Origin of the sequence: Actinacidiphila rubida, from assembly GCF_900110255.1 — a bacterium.
In the GTDB taxonomy this organism is placed as follows: domain Bacteria; phylum Actinomycetota; class Actinomycetes; order Streptomycetales; family Streptomycetaceae; genus Actinacidiphila; species Actinacidiphila rubida.
Genome location: NZ_FODD01000014.1, coordinates 109046 through 133119, shown reverse-complemented (window position 1 = coordinate 133119; position 24074 = coordinate 109046). Strand labels below are relative to the sequence as shown.

General features: G+C 74.8%; 21 protein-coding genes. 15 read left to right on the top strand and 6 right to left on the bottom strand.

The features are described from left to right. Window positions 1-146 precede the first annotated feature (146 nt). The 3 genes from BMW99_RS15860 to BMW99_RS15850 form a co-directional block, all read right to left on the bottom strand. Window positions 147-716: an isochorismatase family protein gene (locus BMW99_RS15860; RefSeq protein WP_075016999.1), complete on the bottom strand. Its 570-nt coding sequence runs from the start codon at window positions 714-716 to the stop codon at window positions 147-149. Window positions 717-801: 85 nt separating this feature from the next. Beyond that, entirely contained in the window at window positions 802-2292 is a 1491-nt protein-coding gene (locus BMW99_RS15855) for an MFS transporter (protein ID WP_075016998.1), read from the bottom strand. Next, the gene (locus BMW99_RS15850) at window positions 2289-2720 is read right to left on the bottom strand and encodes a MarR family winged helix-turn-helix transcriptional regulator (RefSeq protein ID WP_069467145.1); all 432 of its coding nucleotides are present in this window, start codon (window positions 2718-2720) and stop codon (window positions 2289-2291) included. The genes BMW99_RS15855 and BMW99_RS15850 overlap by 4 nt, the downstream gene beginning before the upstream one ends. Before the next feature lie 125 nt (window positions 2721-2845). Between BMW99_RS15850 and BMW99_RS15845 the strand changes: the two genes are divergently transcribed. The 14 genes from BMW99_RS15845 (at window position 2846) to BMW99_RS15780 (ending at window position 20591) form a co-directional block, all read left to right on the top strand. Beyond that, the gene (locus BMW99_RS15845; RefSeq protein WP_079176067.1) at window positions 2846-4321 is read left to right on the top strand and encodes a hypothetical protein; all 1476 of its coding nucleotides are present in this window, start codon (window positions 2846-2848) and stop codon (window positions 4319-4321) included. A 217-nt stretch (window positions 4322-4538) separates the two neighbouring features. Next, a complete protein-coding gene (locus BMW99_RS15840; RefSeq protein WP_075016996.1) occupies window positions 4539-5381 on the top strand; it encodes a nitrilase-related carbon-nitrogen hydrolase in 843 nt (280 codons plus the stop codon). 4 nt (window positions 5382-5385) lie between these two features. Then, complete coding sequence (locus BMW99_RS15835) at window positions 5386-6741, top strand: aspartate aminotransferase family protein (protein WP_069462365.1); 1356 nt, start codon at window positions 5386-5388, stop codon at window positions 6739-6741. Next, on the top strand, window positions 6738-8144 hold the full coding sequence (gene hydA / locus BMW99_RS15830) for a dihydropyrimidinase (RefSeq protein ID WP_069462366.1): 1407 nt from the start codon (window positions 6738-6740) through the stop codon (window positions 8142-8144). Before BMW99_RS15835 ends, hydA begins: the two co-directional genes overlap by 4 nt. A 21-nt stretch (window positions 8145-8165) precedes the next feature. After that, window positions 8166-9179 carry a TIGR03842 family LLM class F420-dependent oxidoreductase gene (locus tag BMW99_RS15825; protein ID WP_069462367.1) on the top strand — a complete coding sequence of 338 codons (1014 nt, stop codon included), beginning with the start codon at window positions 8166-8168 and terminating at the stop codon, window positions 9177-9179. Between the two features lie 18 nt (window positions 9180-9197). After that, window positions 9198-10712: an NCS1 family nucleobase:cation symporter-1 gene (locus tag BMW99_RS15820; RefSeq protein WP_069462368.1), complete on the top strand. Its 1515-nt coding sequence runs from the start codon at window positions 9198-9200 to the stop codon at window positions 10710-10712. Window positions 10713-10725: 13 nt separating this feature from the next. After that, complete coding sequence (locus BMW99_RS15815; RefSeq protein WP_069462369.1) at window positions 10726-11589, top strand: inositol monophosphatase family protein; 864 nt, start codon at window positions 10726-10728, stop codon at window positions 11587-11589. Further along, on the top strand, window positions 11586-13022 hold the full coding sequence (locus BMW99_RS15810; protein WP_075016995.1) for a phytoene desaturase family protein: 1437 nt from the start codon (window positions 11586-11588) through the stop codon (window positions 13020-13022). Before BMW99_RS15815 ends, BMW99_RS15810 begins: the two co-directional genes overlap by 4 nt. Before the next feature lie 183 nt (window positions 13023-13205). After that, on the top strand, window positions 13206-13673 hold the full coding sequence (locus tag BMW99_RS15805; protein WP_075016994.1) for an SCP2 sterol-binding domain-containing protein: 468 nt from the start codon (window positions 13206-13208) through the stop codon (window positions 13671-13673). A 213-nt stretch (window positions 13674-13886) separates the two neighbouring features. Further along, window positions 13887-15353: an FAD-linked oxidase C-terminal domain-containing protein gene (locus BMW99_RS15800; RefSeq protein WP_069467557.1), complete on the top strand. Its 1467-nt coding sequence runs from the start codon at window positions 13887-13889 to the stop codon at window positions 15351-15353. A 1-nt stretch (window position 15354) separates the two neighbouring features. Next, window positions 15355-16533, top strand: coding sequence for an FAD-binding oxidoreductase (locus tag BMW99_RS15795; protein WP_079176066.1), 1179 nt, complete (start codon window positions 15355-15357; stop codon window positions 16531-16533). Next, the gene (locus BMW99_RS15790; protein WP_079176065.1) at window positions 16533-18092 is read left to right on the top strand and encodes a (Fe-S)-binding protein; all 1560 of its coding nucleotides are present in this window, start codon (window positions 16533-16535) and stop codon (window positions 18090-18092) included. Before BMW99_RS15795 ends, BMW99_RS15790 begins: the two co-directional genes overlap by 1 nt. Window positions 18093-18315: 223 nt before the next feature. After that, window positions 18316-20082 (top strand): L-lactate permease, encoded by a 1767-nt coding sequence (locus tag BMW99_RS15785; protein ID WP_069465775.1) that lies wholly within the window; start codon window positions 18316-18318, stop codon window positions 20080-20082. Continuing rightward, window positions 20079-20591: an NUDIX hydrolase gene (locus BMW99_RS15780; protein ID WP_069465774.1), complete on the top strand. Its 513-nt coding sequence runs from the start codon at window positions 20079-20081 to the stop codon at window positions 20589-20591. The genes BMW99_RS15785 and BMW99_RS15780 overlap by 4 nt, the downstream gene beginning before the upstream one ends. 54 nt (window positions 20592-20645) lie before the next feature. Here the strand turns inward: BMW99_RS15780 and BMW99_RS15775 are convergent, their stop codons facing one another. Beyond that, a complete protein-coding gene (locus BMW99_RS15775; RefSeq protein ID WP_069465773.1) occupies window positions 20646-21167 on the bottom strand; it encodes an NUDIX domain-containing protein in 522 nt (173 codons plus the stop codon). 127 nt (window positions 21168-21294) lie between these two features. Between BMW99_RS15775 and BMW99_RS15770 the strand changes: the two genes are divergently transcribed. Continuing rightward, window positions 21295-22401, top strand: a complete 1107-nt coding sequence (locus tag BMW99_RS15770) for a glycerate kinase (RefSeq protein WP_069465772.1) — start codon at window positions 21295-21297, stop codon at window positions 22399-22401. Between the two features lie 167 nt (window positions 22402-22568). Here BMW99_RS15770 and pssA read toward each other — a convergent pair whose 3' ends face one another. Both pssA and BMW99_RS15760 read right to left on the bottom strand, forming a co-directional pair. Further along, the gene (pssA, locus tag BMW99_RS15765) at window positions 22569-23417 is read right to left on the bottom strand and encodes a CDP-diacylglycerol--serine O-phosphatidyltransferase (protein WP_075016992.1); all 849 of its coding nucleotides are present in this window, start codon (window positions 23415-23417) and stop codon (window positions 22569-22571) included. Further along, window positions 23404-24060: a phosphatidylserine decarboxylase gene (locus tag BMW99_RS15760; protein WP_069462580.1), complete on the bottom strand. Its 657-nt coding sequence runs from the start codon at window positions 24058-24060 to the stop codon at window positions 23404-23406. The genes pssA and BMW99_RS15760 overlap by 14 nt, the downstream gene beginning before the upstream one ends. Between the last annotated feature and the right edge of the window lie 14 nt (window positions 24061-24074).

The following is a 24074-nucleotide window of genomic DNA, read 5'->3' as shown; positions in this document are numbered from 1 at the left end:
CGTGACGGGGCGTGCCGCGTCAATGTCGTCGCGCCTCGCCCCGCCACGCACCGAACCCCAGGCCGCCGGCCTGGGGTTCGGTGCGTGGCGCCCGGGACGGGCGCGCGGGCTCGGGGTGACCGGGGTGCGGCGGGTGCCGCGGGCGGTCAGGCCCCGGCGGGCGCGGGGAGCTGGGCGAGGACGTCCGCCGTGCTGCCCGTCTCGGCCAGGCGCGGGAAGATCGTGCCGACCGAGCGGGCGTGCGCCTCGGCGTCGGTGTCGGTCACCGCGTCCGTCGCGATGGTGACGTGGTAGCCGAGCTCGTGGGCGAACCGGGCGGTGGACTCGACGCCGATGCTGGTCGAGATGCCGGTCAGCACGATCTGGGTGATCCCGCGGCGGCGCAGGGCCTGGTCGAGCCCAGTGCCGGTGAACGCGCCCCACTGGTGCTTGGTGACCGTGATGTCGCCGGGCTGCTGGTCCAGCTCCTTGACGAGGTCGGCCCAGCCCTCGGGGAAGCCGACGGCACCGCCCGCGCCGCCGTCGGTGCGGCCGGGCGCGAGGCCGGCCACGTTGACCAGCACGACGGGAAGGCCGCGCGCGCGGAAGGCGGCCGCCAGCTCGGCGCTGCGGGCGACGACCTCGGCGGCGGGATGGACGGTGTCGAGGGCGACGATGCCCTGCTGCAGGTCGATGACGACCAGCGCGGTGCGGGGGTCGAGGGTGGTGACGCTCATGTGCGGATCACTCCGGGGGTGTCGAGTGGGTTCGGATCGGTGGGGTGTGGGGGGCCGTGGGGGTGTTCGGGACCGGCGGGACCGGTCAGGACCGGGTGCGCGCGGTGCGCAGCGACCGGTCGAGGACGGTCAGCAGCAGGACCGCGACGGCCAGCAGGCCGGACGTCAGGGCCATGTCGTGCAGACCGGAGTCGGAGGCGCGCTGCCCGTAGAACAGGCCGATCAGCGCAGCGGCGGTGATCGCGCCCAGGTACTGCGCGGTGCGTTGCAGGCCGGCCGCGCTGCCGGTGCCGCCGGGCGGCGCCTGCGCGTAGACGGCGGCCTGGTTGCCGGTCGAGGCGAAGCCCTGCGGCAGCCCGAACAGCGCACCGGCCGCGGCGAGCGCGAACGCCGGTGTGGTGTGCCCGGCGACCAGCAGCACCCCGGCGCCCGCGACCAGCAGCACGCCGGCGACGGTGAGCGGCGCCCTGATGCCGCGGGTGCGGGCCCCCAGCAGTGACGTGCCCATCGCCGCCACCGACATCGGCAGCATCACCAGCCCGGCGCGCGCCGACGACATGCCGTGCGCCTCCTCCAGCCACTGCGCGTAGCCGTACATCACGCAGTAGATGACCAGGTAGGTCATGCCGTGCCGCAGGTAGGTCAGGGACAGCCCGCGGTTGCGGGCCAGCATCCGCAGGTCGAGGAAGGGCTCGCTGCGCCGCAGTTCCCAGCGGACCAGGACCGCGCCGAGTGCCGCGGCAACGCCGAGCAGCGGCCACGGCGGGGCGTCCAGCCGCATCAGGAAGAACATCAGCGCGGTCAGCACCGCGGCGAACAGCACCAGGCCGACCGGGTCCAGGCCGGCGGAACCGCGCCGGGACGGCCGCTCCCCGGGGCCGTTCGCCGCCGTGTCGCCCGCCGCCGTGTCGCTCGCCGTCGTGACGCCCGCCTTCAGGTCCGGGGCGCGGCCGCCCGGCAGCCACAGCGCGGCCAGCACGAAGCCGACGGCTGCCAGCGGCACGTTGACGGCGAAGACCGCGCGCCAGCCGAGTGTCGCGGCCAGCACGCCGCCGAGGACCGGCCCGACGGCCGCGCTCGACAGGCCGGCCAGGGACAGCAGCCCCAGCACCGGGCGGGGCGTCGGGACCCCGATGCGGTGCGAGTGCGTCCGCAGCAGCGCCATGGCCGCGGGGTACGCGGCCGAGGTGCCGACGCCGAGCAGCACGCGCGAGACGATCAGCCAGGACAGGGCGGGTGCGAGCATGCCGACCACGCCCGCGGCGCCGACGATCAGCAGTCCGGCCAGGAACACCCGGCGCGGGCCCAGCCGGTCCGCGAGGCGGCCCATCGCGGGCTGTCCCACCGCGCTGGCCAGGTAGAGACAGGACACCAGCCACGCCGTGTCGGCCGCGCCGGCGTGGAAGGTGCCGCCGATCGCGACCAGGACGGTGGCGATCATGGTGGAGTTGATGGGGTTCAGGACCGACCCCAGCATCAGCGGGACGACCAGCTTCGGGCCGAAGCCGCCGGCCGGGACGGTCCGGTCGGTACCGCCCGCGAGGCCCGTGCCCGCGGCCGCCTGCGGCTGCGTCACAGGGCGACCAGCCGCTGCAGCAGCGGGACGATCCCGGCCAGCGCGTGCTGCTCCGCCGGGCTCAGCTCGGCCTCGATCGCGTCGGCCAGCCAGCCGCGCCGGATGCGCCGGCTGGTGGCCTGCAACCGCACGCCGGCCTCGGTCAGCGAGAAGACGACCTGGCGGCCGTCGGTGGGGTCGGGGGCCCGGTCGACGAGGCCGCGCTCCTCCAGGGCGGCGAGCGTCATCCGCATCGACTGCGGGCGCACCAGCTCGCCGCGGGCGAGGGCCGCGGTGGTCGCCGGCCCCTCGCGGCTGAGCCTGCTGACCACCGAGGTCTGCGACGGCGTCAGCTCCTCCTGCACGGAGGCGGCCCGCAGCCTGCGGGTGAGCTGCGCTATCACGGTCGTCAGCTCGTCCGCGGTGCGGGCCGGGGTCTCGTCGGGCATGCCTTCACCGTAGAACTTCGACAGGAAGACTTGCAAGTTTGGCTTGCAAGGTCGGCTGCCGAGCCGGGCGCCCGCCGAAAACCGCCCGTAGCAGCGCCGTAACGCAGCGGGTGTGCAATGCCTGGGTGACGACGACGGATTTCACCGGCTGCTTCCGGTCGCTGGTCGCGGCGCTCGGTGCGCAGCCGGGCTGGTACGGGGCGTTCGCCGCCCGCAGACCGGGCACCGCGCGGGCCTACGAGGCGGGCACGGAACTGCCGCCGTGGGACGTCGTCGACACCGTGTTGCACGAGGCGGCGGCCGCGTACGGCCGGGCGCCCGCCGCCGCGGAGATCGCCCGCGTCAGTGCCCTGCACCGGGCGGCCACCGCCGAGTGGGACGCCGCCCCCGGGGCGGAACCGGCCCTGCGCGCCCGCCTCGACGCCGCCGTCCGCGAGGAGGAGGACGCCGCCCGCCGCGCCCGCGAGGCCGCCACCCGCGCGTCGGCCGTCGCCCCGGACTCCGCGGCCGGCGCCCGCCTGGCCGCCCTGCACGCCTGGACCCGCGACGACCACCGCAGGGCAGCCGCCCGGCGCGCCGAACTCCAGGCCCGGCTGCTGTCCGTGGGGGCCGCGCTGGGCGCCGCCGCCGGAGCGGGGACCTGGTCCGCGCCCGCGGCCGCCCCGGGCGGCGGCCCCGCGTCCGGCGCCTTCGGCCACCGCCCCGCGGGGCCCGCCTGGGGCACCGCGAACGCCGGGCCACTGACCGGGGACGGGCGGCCCGGGCCCCGCCCCGCCCGGCCGGAGCCCCGCGCCCCCGGACCCGCCGCGCCCGCGGCGGGGCGCCGCGGCCGGCCGCGGGGGGCGCGGTTCTTCGCGGGCGCGGACGACGAGACGGCGGCGCCTCCGCCCCCGGCCGCATCGGTGCCCCGGGAACCGGCACCGCGCGGCGCGCGCTTCGCGGGCGCGCCGCGGACCCCCGGGCCCCGGCCGGCCGACGACGCGCCGCCGGCCCCCGCGGCGCCGGCCGCACCCACGCCGCGCGGGGCGCGGTTCGCCGGTGCGGACACGGCCGAACCGCGGGCCGCCGAGCCGCCCGAGGACCCGCGCTGGAGCACGGAGGCCCGCGCCGTCGTCGCGCAGTTGGCGCGGTTACGGGCGGCGGGGGAGGGCGGCGGGGTGTACGTCGCCCTGTGCCGGGCCGCCGTCGGGCCGTCCGGGCGACTGCCCTACCTGGTCGGGGAGTTGGAGCGGGCCGGCTACGGCGCCGACGTCGCCACCCTGCTGTGGGAGGTCGCGGCGCTGCCGGCGGACGCACTGGCCTCGGCCGCCCGCGCCCTGGCCGAGCACGGCCAGGACGCGCAGTGCCGCACGCTGCTCCAGCAGGCGGTCTCCCGGCCGGCCGGGGACATCGCGGTCGTGGCGGCCGCCCTGCCCGCCGCGGGCCTCGCCGGGCTGCTCTCCGCCCTGGTCCGCACGCGCCCCCCGGAAGCCGTCGCCGACGTGGCCCGCCTCCAGCCCGGGCTGACGGTCCCTCTGCTCACCGCCGCCGCACGGATCTCCACCTCCCGCCGCCACGACCTCACGGCCGCCCTCCACCGGGCCGGCCTCCCCGTGGACTGATCCCCGGGTCCCCGGGTCCGGGTGCCGGCCGGACGCGGCAGGCGGGGGCGGGGACCGCCGAATGGGTCGCCCGGGTGGGAAACCGAAACGTCTTGGGGCGGTAACGGCCGCACTCTTGTCAGAGTGGTTCGGGGCTTCTACGTTCGTCTCCACGACAGGGATCTACGTGCGTAGAACCGGAAACCGGCGTGCTGCTGCCACGTCAGAGGAGCTGCTCATGAGCAATGTCGTGCGTGCCGCCCTCGTCCAGGCCACCTGGACCGGCGACACCGAGTCGATGATCGCCAAACATGAGGAACACGTCCGGGCCGCGGCCGCCCAGGGCGCGAAAGTGATCGGCTTCCAGGAAGTCTTCAACGCCCCCTACTTCTGCCAGGTGCAGGAGGCCGAGCACTACAAGTGGGCCGAGCCGGTGCCCGACGGGCCGACCGTGCGACGGATGCAGGAACTGGCCCGGGAGACGGGCATGGTGATGGTCGTGCCGGTCTTCGAGATCGAGCAGTCCGGCTTCTACTACAACACCGCCGCCGTCATCGACGCCGACGGGTCGTACCTCGGCAAGTACCGCAAGCACCACATCCCCCAGGTCAAGGGGTTCTGGGAGAAGTACTACTTCAGGCCCGGGAACCTGGGCTGGCCGGTGTTCGACACCGCGGTCGGCCGGGTCGGCGTCTACATCTGCTACGACCGGCACTTCCCCGAGGGCTGGCGGGCGCTCGGCCTGGCCGGCGCGCAACTGGTGTTCAACCCGTCGGCCACCAGCCGCGGGCTGTCCGCCTACCTGTGGCAGCTGGAGCAGCCCGCGGCCGCCGTCGCCAACGAGTACTTCATCGCGGCGATCAACCGCGTCGGCCAGGAGCCGTACGGCGACAACGACTTCTACGGCACCAGCTACTTCGTCGACCCGCGCGGTCAGTTCGTCGACGGCACCGCCTCCGACACCAAGGAGGAACTGCTCGTGCGCGACCTGGACTTCGGCCTCATCGAACAGGTCCGGCAGACCTGGGCGTTCTACCGGGACCGCAGGCCCGACGCCTACGGCGACCTGACGGAGGGCTGAGCCGATGGCCACCGAGACCGAGAACGGGTCCCACGCCTCCCACACCTCCCATGCCGCGCTGCACGCCCGCCACCGCGCCGTGCTGCCGGACTGGCTGGCGACGTACTACGCCCGGCCGATCGAGCTGACGCACGGCGAGGGCCGCCACGTCTGGGACGCGGAGGGCAACCGCTACCTGGACTTCTTCGGCGGCATCCTCACCACGATGACCGCCCACGCGCTGCCCGAGGTGACCGCCGCGGTCACCGAACAGGCCGGCCGCATCCTGCACACCTCGACGCTCTACCTCAGCCGGCAGGCCGTCGACCTCGCCGAGCGCGTCGCGCGCCTGTCGGGCATCCCCGACGCCCGGGTGTTCTTCACGACCTCCGGCACCGAGGCCAACGACACCGCGCTGCTGCTGGCCACCACCTACCGCCGCTCCAACCAGGTGCTGGCCCTGCGCAACAGCTACCACGGCCGGTCCTTCTCGGCGATCGGAATCACCGGCAACACCTCGTGGTCGCCGACCAGCCTCTCGCCGCTCCAGACGCTGTACGTGCACGGCGGCGTACGCACCCGCGGGCCCTACGCGCACCTGTCCGACGCCGAGTTCACCGCGGCCTGCGTCGCCGACCTCGAGGACATGCTCGGGCAGGCGAGCGGCACCGTCGCCGCCCTCATCGCCGAGCCGATCCAGGGCGTGGGCGGCTTCACCTCCGGGCCCGACGGGCTGCTCGCCGCGTTCAAGCGGGTGCTCGACCGGCACGGCATCCTCTGGATCAGCGACGAGGTGCAGACCGGCTGGGGCCGTACCGGCGAGCACTTCTGGGGCTGGCAGGCGCACGCCCAGGCCGGGCCGCCCGACATCCTCACCTTCGCCAAGGGCATCGGCAACGGCCTGTCCATGGGCGGTGTGGTGGCCCGGGCCGAGGTGATGAACTGCCTGACCGCCAACTCCATCTCGACGTTCGGCGGCAGCCCGATCACCACCGCGGGCGCGCTGGCCAACCTCGCCTACCTGATCGACCACGACCTGCAGGGCAACGCCCGCCGTGTCGGCGGCCTGCTGCGGTCCCGGCTGGAGGCGGTGTCCGCCGGCCTGGACATCGTCCGCGAGGTGCGCGGGCGCGGCCTGATGCTCGGCGTCGAACTCGTCGAACCCGGCACCGACGCGCCCTCGGCCACCGCCGCGAGCCTGGTGCTGGAGGCCGCGCGCGAGCACGGCCTGCTCATCGGCAAGGGCGGACGCGACGGCAACGCGCTGCGCATCGCGCCGCCGCTGTCGCTCACCGTCGCCGAGGCCGACGAAGGTGCCGAGGCACTCGAAGCCGCCCTGAAACAGGTCCAGTCCACGATGGAGGGAGGGACCGCGGTATGAGCAGCCCCCGTACCGTCATCCGCGGCGGCCTGGTCGTCACCGCCTCCGACGAGGTGCACGCGGACGTCCTCGTCGAGGAGGGGCGGATCGCCGCCGTCGCCGCGTCCGACTCGTCGGCGGCCAGGAGCTGGACCGACGCCGAGGTGATCGACGCCACCGGCAAGTACGTCATCCCGGGCGGCGTGGACGCCCACACCCACATGGAGCTGCCGTTCGGCGGCACCTTCGCCTCCGACACGTTCGAGACCGGCACCCGCGCCGCGGCGTGGGGCGGCACCACCACCATCGTGGACTTCGCGGTGCAGAGCGTCGGCCAGTCGCTGCGTGCCGGGCTCGACGCGTGGCACGCCAAGGCCGACGGGCGGTGCGCCGTCGACTACGGCTTCCACATGATCGTCTCCGACGTCACCGACCCGGTGCTCAAGGAGATGGACATCCTCGTCGAGGAGGGCGTCACCAGCTTCAAGCTGTTCATGGCCTACCCGGGCGTCTTCTACAGCGACGACGGCCGGATCCTGCGGGCCATGCAGCGCGCCTCCGGCAACGGCGGGCTGATCATGATGCACGCCGAGAACGGCATCGCCATCGACGTTCTCGTGCAGCAGGCGCTCGCGGCGGGGAAGACCGACCCGCGCTACCACGGCGAGGTGCGGCACGCGCTGCTGGAGGCCGAGGCCACCCACCGGGCCATCCAGCTGGCCCGGGTGGCGGGGGCCCCGCTGTACGTGGTGCACGTCTCCGCCGAGCAGGCGGTGGCCGAACTGGCCGCCGCCCGCGACATGGACCTGCCGGTGTTCGGCGAGACCTGCCCGCAGTACCTGTTCCTGTCCACCGACAACCTCGCCGAGCCGGACTTCGAGGGCGCCAAGTACGTGTGCAGCACCCCGCTGCGGCCCAGCGAGCACCAGGCCGCGCTGTGGCGGGCGCTGCGCACCAACGACCTGCAGGTGGTGTCCACCGACCACTGCCCGTTCTGCTTCGCCGGGCAGAAGGAGCTGGGCCGCGGCGACTTCTCCAAGATCCCCAACGGCCTGCCCGGGGTGGAGAACCGGATGGACCTGCTGCACCAGGCCGTGGTCGACGGGCACCTCACCCGCCGCCGCTGGATCGAGATCGCCTGCGCCGCCCCGGCCCGGATGTTCGGCCTGTACCCCCGCAAGGGCACCCTCGCCCCCGGCGCCGACGCGGACGTGGTGATCTACGACCCGCACGCCGAGCAGGTGGTCTCCGCGCGGACCCACCACATGAACGTCGACTACAGCGCCTACGAGGGCAGGCGGCTCACCGGCCGGGTGGAGACCGTGCTGTCGCGGGGCGTCACGGTCGTCGACCGGGGGGAGTACACCGGCCGCGCCGGCCACGGCCACTACGTCCCGCGCGGACTGTCCAGCTACCTCGCCTAAGGACCCTGAAGGAGCGGCGCCATGGACTTCGGCCTCGTGCTGCAGACCGATCCGCCCGCCTCGGACGTCATCGCCCTGATGCAGCGCGCCGAGCGCAACGGCTTCACCCACGGCTGGACCTTCGACTCCGCCGTGCTGTGGCAGGAACCCTTCGTCATCCACAGCCGGATCCTCGACCACACGGACCGGCTCACCGTCGGCACGATGGTGACCAACCCCGGCACCCGCACCTGGGAGGTCACCGCCTCCACCTTCGCCACCCTCAACTCCATGTACGGCAACCGCACGGTGTGCGGCATCGGCCGCGGCGACTCGGCGATGCGGGTGGCCGGGCGCAGGCCCAACACCCTTGCCCGGGTGGCCGAGGCCATCGACGTCATCCGCGACCTCGCCGAGGGCCGGGAGGCCGTGGTGGACGGCGTCCCGCTGCGGCTGCCGTGGGTGGAGGACGGCCGGCTGCCGGTGTGGATGGCGGCGTACGGCCCCAAGGCGCTGGCCCTGGCGGGGGAGAAGGCCGACGGCTTCATCCTCCAGCTCGCCGACGTCTTCCTCACCGAGTGGATGGTCAAGTCGGTGCGGGACGCGGCGGAGCGGGCCGGCCGCGACCCCGCGTCCGTGACGGTGTGCGTGGCGGCGCCCGCGTACGTCACCGCCGACGACTCCGCCGAGGCGCTGGCGCACGCCCGCGAGCAGTGCCGCTGGTTCGGCGGCATGGTCGGCAACCACGTCGCCGACCTGGTCGGCCGCTACGGCGAGCACTCCGGCCTGGTCCCCGACGAGTTGACCGCCTACGTCAAGCAGCGCCAGGGCTACGACTACGCGCACCACGGGCGGGCCGGGAACCCCGACACCGCGTTCGTCCCCGACGAGATCGTCGACCGCTTCTGCCTGATCGGCCCGCCGCAGGCGCACCTCGCCAAGCTGGAGGCGCTACGGGCCCTGGGCGTCGACCAGTTCGCGGTCTACGACATGCACGACGCGAAGGAGGCGACCGTCGACGCCTACGGAGAGCACGTCATTCCCGCACTGCGATGAACGATTCGAGGTGAGTCCATGGCCATAGCCGCAGGGGCGGGCGACCGCGTCGACCTCGCCGCCGACGCGGGCCCGCCCACCGGGCCCTACGCCAACCCCGACCTGCTGCCCGTCCCCGTCGCCCACCGCACCTGGACCACGTACAACTTCACCGCGCTGTGGGTCGGCATGGCCCACAACATCCCGTCCTGGACGCTCGCCTCCGGCCTCGTCGCGCTCGGCATGGACTGGAAGCAGGCGGTCCTCACCATCGCCGTCGCCAACCTCGTCGTGCTCGTCCCGATGCTGCTCACCGGGCACGCCGGCCCCAAGTACGGCATCCCCTTCCCGGTGCTCGCCCGCGCCGCGTTCGGACTGCGCGGCGCGAACCTGCCCGCGCTCGTGCGGGCGGCTGTCGCCTGCTGCTGGTTCGGCATCCAGACCTGGATCGGCGGCCAGGGCATCTTCGTCCTGCTCGACCGGGTGTTCCCGGGCGACTGGGCCGCCGCCGGGCGCGTCGGCGGCTACCCGTGGCCGCTCTGGCTGTGCTTCGTGCTCTTCTGGGCCCTCGAACTCGCCATCATCGCGCGGGGGATGGAGACGCTGCGCCGCTTCGAGAACTGGGCCGCGCCCTTCGTCCTGGTCGGCGCGGTGGTGCTGCTGGTCTGGATCTCGGTGAAGGCCGGGGGCCTGGGACCGCTGCTCGACCAGCCCTCGCATCTCGGCTGGGGCAGCCACTTCTGGAAGGTGTTCTTCCCCGCCCTGATGGGCATGATCGGCTTCTGGTCCACGCTGTCGCTGAACATCCCCGACTTCACCCGCTTCGGCTCGGGCCAACGCGCCCAGGCCTGGGGCCAGTCGCTCGGCCTGCCGACCACCATGACCGCCTTCGCGCTGCTGTCGGTGCTCGTCACCTCCGGAGCGCAGGCGGTGTACGGCACGAAGGACACCACGCTGTGGGACCCGGTGGCGCTGACCGCGAAGAGCGGCAGCACCGTCGGCCTGCTGTACGCCCTGCTGACCGTGCTGATCGCCACGATCTCCGTCAACATCGCGGCCAACGTGGTGTCCCCGGCCTACGACCTGTCGCATCTGGCGCCGAAGGTGGTCGACTTCCGCACCGGCGCGCTGATCACCGGCGCGGTCGGCGTGCTGCTGTTCCCGTGGAAGCTGATCTCCACGCCCGAGTTCTACATCTTCACCTGGCTCGGGGTCGTCGGCGGCGTGCTGGGCACGGTCGCCGGGGTGCTCATCGCCGACTACTGGATCATCCGCCGCACCGAGCTCGTGCTCGGCGAGCTGTACGACCCGGCCGGCCGCTACTGGTACCGCGGCGGCTGGAACTGGCGCGCGGTGGTCGCGTTCTGCGTCGGCGGCCTGCTGGCGGTCGGCGGCTCCTACTCCGCGCCGGGCGCCGGGCCCTTCCCGCGGCACGGGCTCGTCCCGTTCCTCAAACCCCTGGCCGACTACGGCTGGGCGGTGGGCCTGGGCTCGTCGCTGCTGCTCTACACGGTGCTGATGCGCATCGCCCGGCCGGACGGGGCACGGGTCTGATTGGATGGGGCGTATGGGCATCGAGGTCGGTGCGGTCGCCAGTGGGGCCGCCGAGACGGACGGCGTCGACGACGCGCTGCTGGCCGCGGTCGGGACCGTGGTCAGGCAGGTGGTCGGCGCCGAGGTCGTCCCGCGCTGGCGGGCACTGACCGACGGCGACATAGCCGTCAAGAGCGGCCCCCACGACCTGGTGACCATCGCCGACCGGCGCGCCGAGCAGCGCCTCACCGAGCAGCTCACCGCTCTCCTCCCCGGCTCCGTCGTCGTCGGGGAGGAGGCGGTGAGCGCCGACCCGGGCCTGCTCGGCCTGCTGCACGGCGACGCCCCGGTGTGGGTGGTCGACCCGGTCGACGGCACCGCGGCGTTCGTCCGCGGCGAGGACGGGTTCGCCACCCTCGTCGCCCTCGTGCACCGCGGTGAACCGCTCGCCTCCTGGACGTACGCGCCGATACGCGGCCAGTTCGCGACCGCCGTGCGCGGGCGCGGCGCCCATCTCGGCGGCACCCGGCTGCGCACCGCGGCCGGCGGCGACGGACCGCTGCGGCTGTGGACGTCCAACCCGGTGTACCGGACCCCCGCCGAGCGCGGGATCCTGGCCGGGCTGGAGGCCGCGGGCGCGGTGCTGCGCTCGTGCAGCTGCGCCGGCCTGGCCTACCTCGACGTGGCGCGCGGGCTGATGGACGGCGTGGCCTTCTTCTGGGAGGCCCCCTGGGACCACGCGGCCGGCCTGCTGCTGACGACGGAGGCCGGCGGCAGCAGCCTGACGTCCGGCGGCGCGCCGTTCGCGGTGACCGGCGGCAACAGGCTGCCGTTCACGGTGGCGCGCGACGCGGCGACCGCCCGCCGCGTCGTCGGCATGCTGGGGGGTACGCGATGAGCCGGGCGGTGGTGGCCGACGCGGTCGTGGTCGGGGCCGGGCCCAACGGGCTGACGGCGGCGGCCGAACTGGCCCGCGCCGGCCTGTCGGTGCAGGTCTACGAGGCGCACGACACCGTCGGCGGCGGCGCCCGCACCGAGGAGCTCACGCTGCCGGGCTTCCGGCACGACCCCTGCTCGGCGGTGCACCCCTTCGGCATCGGCTCGCCCGCCTTCCAGGCCCTGCCGCTGGCCCGCCACGGCCTGGAGTGGCTGCAGCCCGAGCTGCCCATGGCCCATCCGTTCCCCGACGGCACCGCCGCCGTGCTGGCCCGCTCGGTCGGCGCCACCGCCGCCTCGCTCGGCCCGCGCGACGCGGGCGCGTACCGGCGGCTGATGGAGCCGTACACCGGCCACTGGAGCACGGTCGCCGCCGACTTCTTCCGCCCGCCGTGGGCCTCGCTGCCGCGCGACCCGTACCGCTTCGTGCGCTTCGGGCTCACCGGGACACCGCCCGTCGCGGTCCTCGCCCAGCGCTTCCGCGAGCCGAGGGCGCGCGCGCTGCTCGCCGGGCTCGCCGGTCACGCCATCAGCCGGCTCACCGAGCCGTTCACCGGCGCGATGGCGATGATGTTCGCCCTCGCGGCGCACGAACGCGGCTGGCCGGTGGCCCGCGGCGGCTCGCAGGCCATCTCCGACGCGCTCGCCGGATACCTGACCGAGCTCGGCGGCGAGATCCACACCGGCGTGACGGTGCGCAAGCTCGACGAGCTGCCGCCGGCCCGCGTCTACCTCTTCGACACCTCGCCGACGGCGCTCGCCCGGATCGCCTCCCTCGGCGACAGCTACCGCGGTTACCGGTACGGGCCCTCGGTGTTCAAGCTGGACTACGCGCTGGACGGTCCGGTGCCGTGGACCTCGCCGGACGCCCGCCGGGCCGGCACGGTGCACGTCGGGCCGACGTACACCGAGATCGGCGACGCGCTGACCCGGGCGGTCACCGGGCGCCCGCCCCAGACGCCGTTCCTGATCACCTCGCAGCCGTCTGTCGTCGACCCTTCGCGGGCGCCCGAGGGCAAGCACGTGTTCTGGGTCTACGCGCACGTCCCGCACGCCTGGCACGGCGACGCCACGGACGCCATCGAGCGGCAGATCGAGCGTTTCGCGCCCGGCTTCCGCGACCTGGTGCTGGCCCGCGCGGTCACCGGTCCCGCCGAACTGGCCGCCCGCAACGCCAACTACGTGGGCGGGGACATCGCCTGCGGCGCGTTCGCCGGACTGCAGACGGTGCTGCGGCCGCGGCTGGCCGCGATCCCGTACGCCACCCGGCGCCCCGGCGTGTTCCTGTGCTCCTCGGCGACACCGCCGGGGCCCGGCGTGCACGGCATGAGCGGTCACAACGCGGCCCTGGCCGTGCTGCGGCACCTGCGGCGCACGGCGGCGGCCGCGCGCTGAGCACCGCGGCCGGGGCCGAACCGGAGGCGTCCGACGGCGGGGCGGGGGGCGGGTGTCCGGCCGGCCGGTGGAAAGGCGGGGCGTACGGAGGACGCGGAGCCCGCCGTCCTTGTCAGGGCGGCCGGCCGTCCCTATCCTGACTCCCCGGTAAACTTACTCTGGAGTAAGGAAGAGGGTGCCGCAATGGCCGCGCTCGACGATCTCGACCTGGAAACGCTGGACTTCGGCTCGGTGGAGCCGGAGGAGTTCGCCCGGATCGTGAAGGGGCTGAGCGCCGCACGCCTGGCCGCCCTGATGGACGGGCCGCAGCGGCGCCGGGTGCTCGACGAGGTCTTCGGCCGGATGCACACCCGCTTCCGCCCCTCGGCGGCCGGCGACCGCGACGCGCTGATCCGCTGGAAGATCACCGGCGCCGAGGGCGCCGACGACGTCTACGAGACACACATCGCCAAGGGTGCCTGCACGGTGACGTCCGAGCGCACCGAGCGCACCCCGCAGCTCAGCCTGGCCATGGCGGCCCCCGAGTTCCTCAAGCTCGTCTCCGGCAACGCCTCCGGCCCGACACTGTTCTTCACCCGGAAGCTCAAGCTCAAGGGCGACATCAAGCTGGCCGGCTTCCTCACGCACTACTTCGACATCCCGAAGGTCTGACCCCGAAGGTCTGACCCCGAAGGTCTGACACGGGAGGCCCGACCCCGAAGGTCCGACCCGGGAGGCGTGACCGGGGAGGCAGCGCGTGCGGATCGCGCCGCGAGGGGTTGACGCGATCACATCACGGTTGCATCCTTCCATCATTCGGTAGGGGGCTACCGACTGGTGGAATCGACGCTGTCGCCCACGCCTGGAGAGCCGCCATGCGAGACCATGACTGACGCGCGGATCGACCTGCTCGCCCGCCGGTTGCGGGACCGCGTCGGCGCCGCCCATGTCCTCACCGACCCCGCGCAGTTGCGCACCTACGCCTGCGACGGGCTCGCCACCGTCCGCGTGCAGCCCGCCGTCGCCGTGCTCGCCGCCGACCGGGACGCCGTCGTCACGACGGTACGGCTGTGCGCCGAGGCGGGCGTGCCGTTCGTGGCCCGCGGTTCCGGCACCGGGCTGTCCGGCGGGGCGGTGCCGGTCGCGGACGGCGTGCTCATCGTGCTCTCCCGGCTGCGGCGGATCCTCGCCGTCGAGCCCGACGACGCCCGTGTCGAGGTCGAGCCCGGCGTCGTCAACCTGTGGGTCACCCGCGAGGCCGCGCCGCACGGCCAGGCCTACGCCCCCGACCCGTCGTCGCAGCAGGTCTGCTCCATCGGCGGCAACGTCGCGGAGAACGCCGGCGGCGCGCACTGCCTGAAGTACGGCTTCACCGTCAACCACGTCACCGGTGCCGAAGTCGTCCTGCCCGACGGCGAGGTGGTGCACCTCGGCGGGACCGCCCCCGAGCACCCCGGGCTCGACCTGCTCGGCGCGTTCGTCGGCAGCGAGGGCACCCTCGGCGTCGCCACCCGCGTCACCCTGCGCACCGTCCCCGCCCCCGAGACCGTCCGCACGCTGCTGCTGGGCTACCGCACCGTGGAGGCCGCGGCGGGCACGGTCAGCGACGTGATCGCCGCCGGCATCGTGCCGGCGGCCGTCGAGATGATGGACGCGCTGGCGATCGAGGCCGCCGAGGCGGCCGTGCGCTGCGGCTACCCCGAGGGCGCCGCCGCGGTCCTCGTCGTCGAACTCGACGGCCCCGCCGCCGAGGTGGCCGAGCAGTTCGCACAGGTGCTGCGACTGGCCGAGGCCCGGGGCGCGTTCGAGACCCGCGTCGCGCGCGACACGGCGGAGCGCGACCTGATCTGGAAGGGCCGCAAGTCCGCGTTCGCCGCCGTCGGCCGGATCAGCCCCGCCTACTACGTGCAGGACGGCGTCATCCCGCGCACCCGCCTGCCCGAGATCCTCACCGAGATCGGGCGGCTCGCCGACGGCGCGGGCATCCGGGTCGCCAACGTCTTCCACGCGGGGGACGGCAACCTGCACCCGCTGATCCTCTTCGACGACGCCGTACCCGGCGCCGAACAGGCCGCCGAGGACCTCGGGTTCGCGATCCTCGACCTGTGCGTGGACGCCGGCGGGTCCATCACCGGCGAGCACGGCGTCGGCGTGGAGAAGAAGGCCAAGATGGCACGCCAGTTCACCGCCGACGACCTCGACACCATGCACCGGCTGCGCTGCGCGTTCGACCCGGCCGGACTCGCCAACCCGGGCAAGCTCTTCCCCACGCCCCGCCTCTGCGGCGAGCGGCCCGGTGTGCGCACGGCCGACGACCCCGGCCGCGACCCCGCCCTCGGCGAGGTGTTCTGAGGTGGCCGGGCCGCCGCACTCCGCGCCGGGCACCCACGCGTGGCCCGGGGCCGCGCAGGCCCGTCCGGTCAGCGCCGCCGAGACCGCCGATCTGCTGCGCGGCACGCGGGGCACCGTCCTGCCCGTCGGCGCCGGCACCAAGACCGGCTGGGCCGCGCCGCCCGCCTCCTGCGACCTCGTGCTGCACACCGGGGGACTGGCACGCGTCACCGAGTACCTGCCGGGCGACCTCGTCGTCGTCGCCGAGGCCGGCGTGCCACTGGGCTCGCTGCGTCAACTCCTGGCCGAACACGGCCAGATGCTCGCCCTCGACCCGCCGGAGGCCGGCGCCACCCTCGGCGGGATCGTCAGCGCCAACGCCTCCGGGCCACGCCGGCTGCGCTACGGCACCGTCCGCGACCTGCTCATCGGCGTCACCGTCGTGCTCGCCGACGGCACCGTGGCACGCGCCGGCGGGAAGGTCGTCAAGAACGTCGCCGGATACGACCTCGGCAAGCTCTACACCGGCGCGCACGGCGCGCTGGGCGTCGTCGTCTCCACCACGTGGCGGCTGCACCCGCTGCCGCCCGCCCGCGCCACCGTCACCCTGCCCGTCGACGACAGCGAGCACGCCGGGCGCTGCGCCGCCCGCCTCGCCCGCTCCACCCTCACGCCCACCGCGGCCGAGCTGCGGTGGGACGGCGCCGGAGCCGGCGGCGAACTCGCGGTGCTCTTCGAGAGCACCGCGGCGTCCGTCCGTGCCCAGGCGCGCGACGCCGTGACCCTGCTGGGCGGCGGCAGCACCGGGGAGGAACCGCCCCGCTGGTTCGGGCGGCGCCCCGAGGGCGAGACGGTCCTGCGGCTGGCCTACGCGCCGTCCGCGCTGCCGCGGGTCCTCGACGCACTCGACGCGCTTCCGGGCGGGCCCGCCCGCGGCACCGCCTCCGCCTGCACCGGTGTGGCCTACGCGGCGGTCCCGCCCGGCACCGACCTCGCGGCCCTGCGCGCCGCTCTCGCCCCCTACGACGGCTCGGCCGTGGTCCTCGGCGGCCCCCTGACCGGCGCCGGGTCCGCGCCCGCGCGCACCGCCGCCGAGCACTGGGGACCCACCGGCGACTCCTTCCCCCTGATGACCCGCGTCAAGGACCGCTTCGACCCCGAGCGGCGCCTGTCGCCCGGCAGGCTGCTGGGAGGACTGTGATGCCCACCGCCACCCCCGATCCCGCACCCCGGCCCGATCCCGCACCCCGGTCCGGCCCCGCACCCCGGTCCGGCGACACGTCCGCGTCCGATCCCGTGCCGCCCCGGCCCGGCGTGGGCGTCACCCCCTACGGCGGTCCCGTCGCCGGCGGTGCCGGGCGCGCGACGGTCGGGCTCGGCATGCCCGGCGTCGGGCTGCCCGAGGGGCCCGTCTTCGACGCGCTGCGGCCGCCCGACGCCGCGCTGGCCGGGGACTGCGTGCACTGCGGCTTCTGCCTGCCGACCTGCCCCACCTACGTCCTGTGGGGCCAGGAGATGGACAGCCCGCGCGGCCGCATCGACCTCGTGAAGGCCGGGCTGCAGGGCGACGCGTTCGACGCGAGCAGCGTCCGCCACCTCGACCAGTGCCTGGGCTGCATGGCGTGCGTGACCGCCTGCCCGTCGGGCGTCCAGTACGACAAGCTCATCGGCGCGACCCGGGCTCAGCTCGAACGGCGCGTGCGCCGCCCCCGCTCCGCACGCCTGCTGCGCGCCGCCGTCTACGGCCTCTTCCCGTACCCGCGCCGGCTGCGGGCGCTGCGGGTGCTGCTGCGCGCCTACCAGGGCGCGCGCCTCGGCCGGTTGCTGGCCCGCACCGGCGTCCTGCGCCGGCTGCCGGCGCCGTTGCGGGCCATGGAGGAGCTCGCCCCGCGACTCGGACCGGCCGCGCCGCTGCCCGCGCGCACGCCCGCGACGGGGCGCCGCCGCCGCACCGTCGCCCTCCTCACCGGCTGCGTGCAGGGCGCGTTCTTCCCCGACGTCAACGCGGCGACGGTCAGGGTGCTGGCCGCCGAGGGCTGCGACGTGGTGGTGCCCCGCGGGCAGGGCTGCTGCGGGGCGCTGTCCGCGCACGCCGGCCGCGAGGACGAGGCAACGGGCTTCGCCCGCACGCTCATCGAGACGTTCGAGACGGCACTCGCCGACGGTGCCGATGACCTGGTCGTCAACGCGGCCGGCTGCGGCTCGCACCTGAAGGAGTACGCGCACCTGCTCCGCGACGAGCCCGGCGACTGGGCGGCGCGCGCCGCCGCGCTGGCCGCACGCGTCAGGGACGTCACCGAACTCCTCGCCGAGATAGGCCCCTTGGCGCCCCGGCACCCGCTCCCGATCACCGTCGCCTACCAGGACGCCTGCCATCTCGCCCACGCCCAGGGCGTCCGCGCCCAGCCGCGCACGCTGCTGGCCGCCGTCCCCGGCCTGACCCTGCGCGAGCCGGCCGAGCCCGAGCTGTGCTGCGGCAGCGCCGGCACCTACAACCTGCTGCACCCCGAGCCCGCGGCCGAACTCGGCGCCCGCAAGGCCGCCGCGGTGCTCGCCACCGGAGCACGGGCGATGGTCACCGCCAACCCCGGCTGCTGGATGCAGGTCGGCACCGCGCTGGCCCGCATGGGCCGCCGGCTGCCCGTCGCCCACACCGTGCAGGTCCTCGACGCCTCGATCCGCGGCGTCCCCGCGGAACGCTTCCTGGCCGTCGCCCTCGACGGCCCCGGCACCACCACCGCCCGCACCACGGGCCCCTGACGCGCGACGAGGGCTGACGCCCGGACTCCCGAAGCGGCCGGCCGACGGCCCCTCCTGCCCGATGGCGGCACGGAGGACGAGGCCGTCCGCGGAGGTGGGGTCCCCGGCCGCAAGGCCGGGGAAGTGCACGACGACCGACCCCCCCGAGGGCCGATCCCCGCCGCGTTGCTCCGCCTGCCCCCGTCCGGCCGGGACTCCCGGCGTCGCAGAAAAGGGTGCGTCCATGGTGCTTGCCGCCTACCAGCAGGACTACAGTCCGGTGGCCGACTCGCTCGGCCTGTCCTCCCTCGTCGCGGTGCTGCCGCTGCTCATCCTGTTCGTCCTGCTCGGCGTGCTGCGCGTCACGGCGTGGCTCGCCTCCCTCATCGGCCTGGCGACCGCCCTCGTGCTGGCCGTCGCCGTCTCCTCCATGCCCGCCGGTGACGCGCTGGACAGCGCCGCCCTGGGCGCCGCGTTCGGGTTCTTCCCGATCATGTGGATCGTCGTCAACGCGATCTGGGTCTACAACCTCACCGTCGAGACCGGGCACTTCGACGTGCTGCGCCGCTCCTTCGCCTCCATCAGCGACGACCAGCGCGTCCAGGCCATCATCATCGCCTTCTCGTTCGGCGCGCTGATGGAGGCGCTGGCCGGGTTCGGCACGCCCGTCGCGATCAGCTCGGTGATGCTGATCGCGCTCGGCTTCCGTCCGCTGAAGGCCGCGACGCTCGCGCTCGTGGCCAACACCGCTCCCGTGGCGTTCGGCGCGCTCGCCGTGCCGATCACCACCCTGTCCGGGGTCACCGGTCTCACCGTCGACCATCTCGGCGCGATGGTCGGCCGGCAGACACCCGTGCTCGCGCTGTTCGTGCCGCTCGCGCTGGTGTTCATCGTCGACGGCCGCAGAGGGCTGCGGCAGACCTGGGCGCCCGCCCTGGTCTGCGGCCTCACCTTCGCGGTCTTCCAGTACCTGTCCGCGAACTTCTGGTCGGTGCCGCTCGCCGACATCATCGCCGCGCTCGCGTCCGCGCTGGCCGTGCTCGCGTTCACCCGGGTGTGGCGGGCCGCCGAGCCCTACCAGGAGAGCGACGACGCGGCGGACGACGCGCCGGGGCACGGTCCCGGCGACGAGCCGGGGGAGGAGCCCCAGCCCGCCAGGATCGGCGACGGACCGGGCGCCGCGCTGCGGCCCGCGGAACCCGCCGGGCCCGACAGCCGCTGGGACGTGTTCAGGGCCTACGCGCCCTACCTGGCGATCATCGTGGTGTTCGTGCTGGCCACCCGCGTGCCGGCGATCACGGGCAAGGCCCCGGCCAAGCCCGGGCGGACCGGCACCGGCATCGAGTCCGTGACGCACATCGTGCGCTGGCCCGGGCTCCACATCACCAACGCCTCCGGCGGCCCCGTCGCCACCACCTTCAAGCTCAACTACCTGTCCGCGGCCGGCACGCTGCTGCTGATCGCCGGCCTGGTCACGCTGGTGCTGGTCGGCATAGGCCCGCGCCGCGCCCTGCGGGCCTACGGGCGCACCCTGGTGCAACTGCGCACCGCCATCCTCACGGTGATGCTGGTCCTCGGCCTCGGCTACGTCATGAACGAGTCCGGGCAGACCACCACACTCGGGCTGTGGGTGGCCGGCGCCGGCGCCGGCTTCGCGTTCCTCTCGCCCATCCTCGGCTGGCTCGGCGTCGCCGTCACCGGGTCCGACACCTCGTCCAACTCGCTGTTCGGCGCCCTGCAGATCACCGCGGCCCACCAGGCGGGGCTCTCGCCCACGCTGATGGCCGCGGCCAACTCCTCCGGCGGCGTGCTCGGTAAGATGATCTCGCCGCAAAACCTCGCGATCGCCGCCGCCGCGGTGGGCTACGAAGGCCGCGAGGGCATCCTCTTCCGCCGGGTCATCGTCTGGAGCGTGGTCTTCCTGACCTTCATGTGCGTGCTCGTCTACCTGCAGAGCACCCCGGTGCTCGACTGGACGGTCGTCGGTACACCGGCCACGGCGGCCCCGTGACGGCCCGCATCCCGAGGACGGCGGCCCGGGTCGCCGTCCTCGCCCCGGACGGCTCGGTCCTGCTCCTGCGCTACGACAATCCCGAGGTCGGCATCCACTGGGCGATGCCCGGCGGCGGCCTGGAACCGGGTGAGAGTCCCCGCGAGGGGGCGTGCCGCGAGGTGCGCGAGGAGACCGGCTGGACCGACGTCGAGCCGGGCCCGTTGCTGTGCACCTGGGAGCACGACTTCACGCGCGGCACCGTGCCGGTCCGCCAGCACGAGCACATCTACGTCGCCCGCGCCCCGCGCCGCCCGCCGGCCGGGGACGTCTCCGCGGCGCACGCCGCCGACGGCATCGAGTGCGCGCGCTGGTGGACGCCGGCGGAGCTGGCCGCCGCGGACGAGGCGATGTGGCCGCCGAACCTCGCGGACCTGCTCGAAGGACTGCGGGCGCACGGCCCGCAGGACCCCGCGCCCGACCTGGGCTACGTGCCGAACCGGGTGCCCGGTCCCGCGGCACGCGACTGACCGGACTGACCGGAACGACCCCGGCGGAGCGGTCCGGGCCGGGCGCCCGCACGCTCAGGACCGCTCGGCCGCGGCGACGCCCTCCGCGGGGCGGCCGTTCACCAGCTCCGCCGGGCCGGTGCCGGCCAGCAGTGCCGCGAGGGCCGCGCGCACCCGGCGGGACGCGCCCGCCGTCAGATAGCTGTCGAGTTCGTCGACCGGGGTCAGCCGCCACGAGTCCAGCTCCTCCTCCTGCAGCCGCACCGCGGCGAGCTGCTGCTCGGTGAGGATCCCGCCGTCGTAGAGGAACGTGACCAGCGGCGGGCCGCCCGCCCGGCCGGTGATCCAGTCCAGGGCCAGCAGCGCGCCCGGCGGCACGTCCAGGCCGATCTCCTCCAGCGACTCGCGCCGCGCCGCCTGGCGGGGCGTCTCGCCCTCGTCGGACTCGATGGTGCCGCCCGGCAGCGTCCACGTCCCGTCGTCCCGGTAGTTCGGCTCGACGAGCAGGACCCTGCCGTCAGCCGAGCGGAACAGCGTGTTGGCGCCCGAGATGATCTTGGGGAGGCCCGCGATGTAGGCGGCGAAGTCGGTGGTCATGGCACCAACCTACGCGCGTGACCCTGCGCGGCGTCGGCGCCCGCGGGATAGGGTCGCCAGCGGCGCGACCTACCGTTCCGGATGGAGAACCCGAGTGTCCGAGACCGCACACCGATCCACTGGGCGCGTGCTGATCGCCGCCGACAAGTTCAAGGGCTCGCTGACCGCCGTGCAGGTGGCCGCCCACGTCGAGGCCGGATTGCGCAGCGTCGCGCCCGGCCTCACCATCGTGTCGCTGCCCGTCGCCGACGGCGGTGACGGCACGGTCGACGCGGCCGTGGCCGCCGGGTTCGAGCGGCGCAGGCGGACCGTCACCGGCCCGCTCGGCACGCCCGTCGAGGCGGTGTACGCGGTCCGCGGCGACACCGCGGTGGTCGAGATGGCCGAGGCGTCGGGCCTGCGGCACCTGCCGCCGGGCGTCTTCGCGCCGCTGACCGCCACCACGTACGGCACCGGCGAGCTGCTGCTGGCCGCGCTGGACGCGGGCGCCCGCACCATCGTGCTCGGCGTCGGCGGCAGCGCCACCACCGACGGCGGGGCCGGCATGCTCACCGCGCTCGGCGCGCGGCTGCTGGACTCCGCGGGGCAGCCGGTCAGCCCCGGCGGCGGCCCGCTGGCCGGGCTGGCGAGCGCCGACCTGAGCGGGCTCGACCCCCGGCTGGCGGACACCGAGGTGATCCTCGCCAGCGACGTCGACAACCCGCTGCTCGGACCGAAGGGCGCGGCCGCGGTGTACGGGCCGCAGAAGGGCGCGTCGCCGTTCGAGGTCGAGGCGCTCGACGAGGCGCTCGGACGGTTCGCGGAGGCGCTCGGCGACCAGCGGTCCGCGGACGCGCCCGGGGCCGGCGCGGCCGGCGGGATCGGGTACGGCGCGCTGGTCGGGCTCTGCGCGACGTTCCGCCCGGGGATCGAGGTGATGCTCGACGTGCTCGGCTTCGAGGACGCGCTGGCCAGGGCGGACCTGGTCATCACCGGCGAGGGCTCCCTCGACGAGCAGACGCTGCACGGCAAGGCGCCGGCGGGGGTGGCGCAGGCCGCAGGGGCCCGCGGCGTCCCCGTCCTCGCGGTCTGCGGCCGCCTCGCGCTCACCCCGGAGGCGCTGCGCTCCGCGGGCATCCAGCGCGCCTACGCGCTCGCCGACCTCGAGCCCGACGTCGCCCGCTGCATGGCCGAGGCGGCCCCCCTGCTCGAACGCGCGGCGGCCACCCTCGCCCGCGACACCTTCCTCCTCTGACCCGGGTCCGCCCGGCAACGCGCCGCTGCGGGGCTGGCCGGGCCCCGTAGGGGCGCGGCGTCACCGGGCTCATCCCGGCGCCACCCGGGCGCCGCCCTCCCCCCACGGGAAAAAGGGGCGAGCCCCGCCCCCAGGAGGGGACGGGGCTCGGGCCCGGAGGGTGGGGGTCAGCGGGTGGCGGTGCGGGCCTCGCGCCGAGCGGCCCGCATCGTGTTCACCCGCCGCGTCGTGGCGAAGCACGGCAGGAACGCCGCGGCCGTGCACTGGAGCGCGCAGCCCGCCTGGAGGAGCTGGTGCCCGCCCGGCACGCCGAGCGTCCACGCGGCCAGGCACCCCATGCTGACGATCGTCCAGCAGAAGGTGATGAGCGCGAGCCGGCCCCGCGGCTTCGGGTACTCGACGCGGCTCACCATGAGCCAGGCCACGCCCACGATGCCGATGATCGTCGGCACGAACGGCAGCTCCAGCAGGACCAGCGAGACCACCGTCATCGCCCCGAAGGGGCTCGGCATGCCCTGGAAGACCCCGTCCCGCAGCGTCGTGCAGGAGAACCGGGCGAGCCGGAGCACCACCGCCAGCACCACGAGCACCGCCGCCACCGCGGCGACCTTGCCGTGGGCGTCGTCGGTGACCAGGCCCCAGACGATGACGAAGTACGCCGGCGCCAGCCCGAAGCTGATCAGGTCCGAGAGGTTGTCCAGCTCGGCGCCCATCGCGGAGCTGCGCAGCTTGCGCGCCACCAGCCCGTCGAAGAGGTCGAAGACCGACGCCATGAGCATCAGCGTGACCGCGTTGGCCGCGCTGCTCTTGGACATCCCGCTGTTGCCGTCGCCCATCAGGTGCGGCACGAGGACGCCGGTGGTCGTGAAGTAGACGGCCATGAAGCCGCAGATCGCGTTGCCCAGCGTAAGGGCGTCGGCGATGGAGAGGCGGGTGGACAGCGGGAGGTCCGGCCCGTCCTCCTCCAGCTCGCTGACCCACGTGGACTCGGTCGTGTCGGGCTCAATCACGGTCAAGGCGAGTCACCCCAGCCGTGGTGGTCTGGCCGACCTCGACCGCGGGCTCGACACCCTGCGGCAGGTACACGTCCACGCGCGAGCCGAACCGGATCAGCCCGATCCGGTCGCCCTGCTCGACCTTGCAGCCGCGCGGCACGTACGGCACGATCCGGCGCGCCACGGCGCCGGCGATCTGGATCACCTCGACGTCGCCGATCTCGGTGTCGAAGTGCCACACCACCCGCTCGTTGTTCTCGCTCTCCTTGTTGAACGCGGGAACGAAGCCGCCGGGGATGTGCTCGACGGAGGTGACCGTGCCCGCGAGCGGGGCACGGTTCACGTGGACGTTCAGCGGGCTCATGAAGATCGCGACGCGGGTGCGTCCGTCCTTCCACGGCATGATGCTCTGCACCACCCCGTCAGCCGGGGAGATCACCCGGCCCTCCGTGATCTCCCGCTCGGGGTCGCGGAAGAACCACAGCATGCCGGCCGCGAGGGCGGTGGCGGGGACCGCCACCGTCGCCCAGCGCCCGGAACGGCGGGCCTTGGAGAGGCTGACCGCCGCGGTGGCCACGGTCGGAAGGAGCCACGGCGACGCTCCGCGCGCGAGACGTACGCCGACACGGCTGCCGCGGGGTGCAGACGATTTGCTGTGGGGCATGGAAGACCTTCGTA

Coding starts and splice junctions, on each gene's coding strand:
- hydA (WP_069462366.1), top strand. CDS start 6,738: ATGAGCAGCCCCCGTACCGTCATCCGCGGCGGCCTGGTCGTCACCGCC.
- BMW99_RS15785 (WP_069465775.1), top strand. CDS start 18,316: ATGGTGCTTGCCGCCTACCAGCAGGACTACAGTCCGGTGGCCGACTCG.
- BMW99_RS15815 (WP_069462369.1), top strand. CDS start 10,726: ATGGGCATCGAGGTCGGTGCGGTCGCCAGTGGGGCCGCCGAGACGGAC.
- BMW99_RS15805 (WP_075016994.1), top strand. CDS start 13,206: ATGGCCGCGCTCGACGATCTCGACCTGGAAACGCTGGACTTCGGCTCG.
- BMW99_RS15825 (WP_069462367.1), top strand. CDS start 8,166: ATGGACTTCGGCCTCGTGCTGCAGACCGATCCGCCCGCCTCGGACGTC.
- BMW99_RS15790 (WP_079176065.1), top strand. CDS start 16,533: ATGCCCACCGCCACCCCCGATCCCGCACCCCGGCCCGATCCCGCACCC.
- BMW99_RS15850 (WP_069467145.1), bottom strand. CDS start 2,720: ATGCCCGACGAGACCCCGGCCCGCACCGCGGACGAGCTGACGACCGTG.
- BMW99_RS15860 (WP_075016999.1), bottom strand. CDS start 716: ATGAGCGTCACCACCCTCGACCCCCGCACCGCGCTGGTCGTCATCGAC.
- BMW99_RS15760 (WP_069462580.1), bottom strand. CDS start 24,060: ATGCCCCACAGCAAATCGTCTGCACCCCGCGGCAGCCGTGTCGGCGTA.
- BMW99_RS15800 (WP_069467557.1), top strand. CDS start 13,887: ATGACTGACGCGCGGATCGACCTGCTCGCCCGCCGGTTGCGGGACCGC.
- BMW99_RS15840 (WP_075016996.1), top strand. CDS start 4,539: ATGAGCAATGTCGTGCGTGCCGCCCTCGTCCAGGCCACCTGGACCGGC.
- BMW99_RS15775 (WP_069465773.1), bottom strand. CDS start 21,167: ATGACCACCGACTTCGCCGCCTACATCGCGGGCCTCCCCAAGATCATC.
- BMW99_RS15820 (WP_069462368.1), top strand. CDS start 9,198: ATGGCCATAGCCGCAGGGGCGGGCGACCGCGTCGACCTCGCCGCCGAC.
- BMW99_RS15835 (WP_069462365.1), top strand. CDS start 5,386: ATGGCCACCGAGACCGAGAACGGGTCCCACGCCTCCCACACCTCCCAT.
- BMW99_RS15810 (WP_075016995.1), top strand. CDS start 11,586: ATGAGCCGGGCGGTGGTGGCCGACGCGGTCGTGGTCGGGGCCGGGCCC.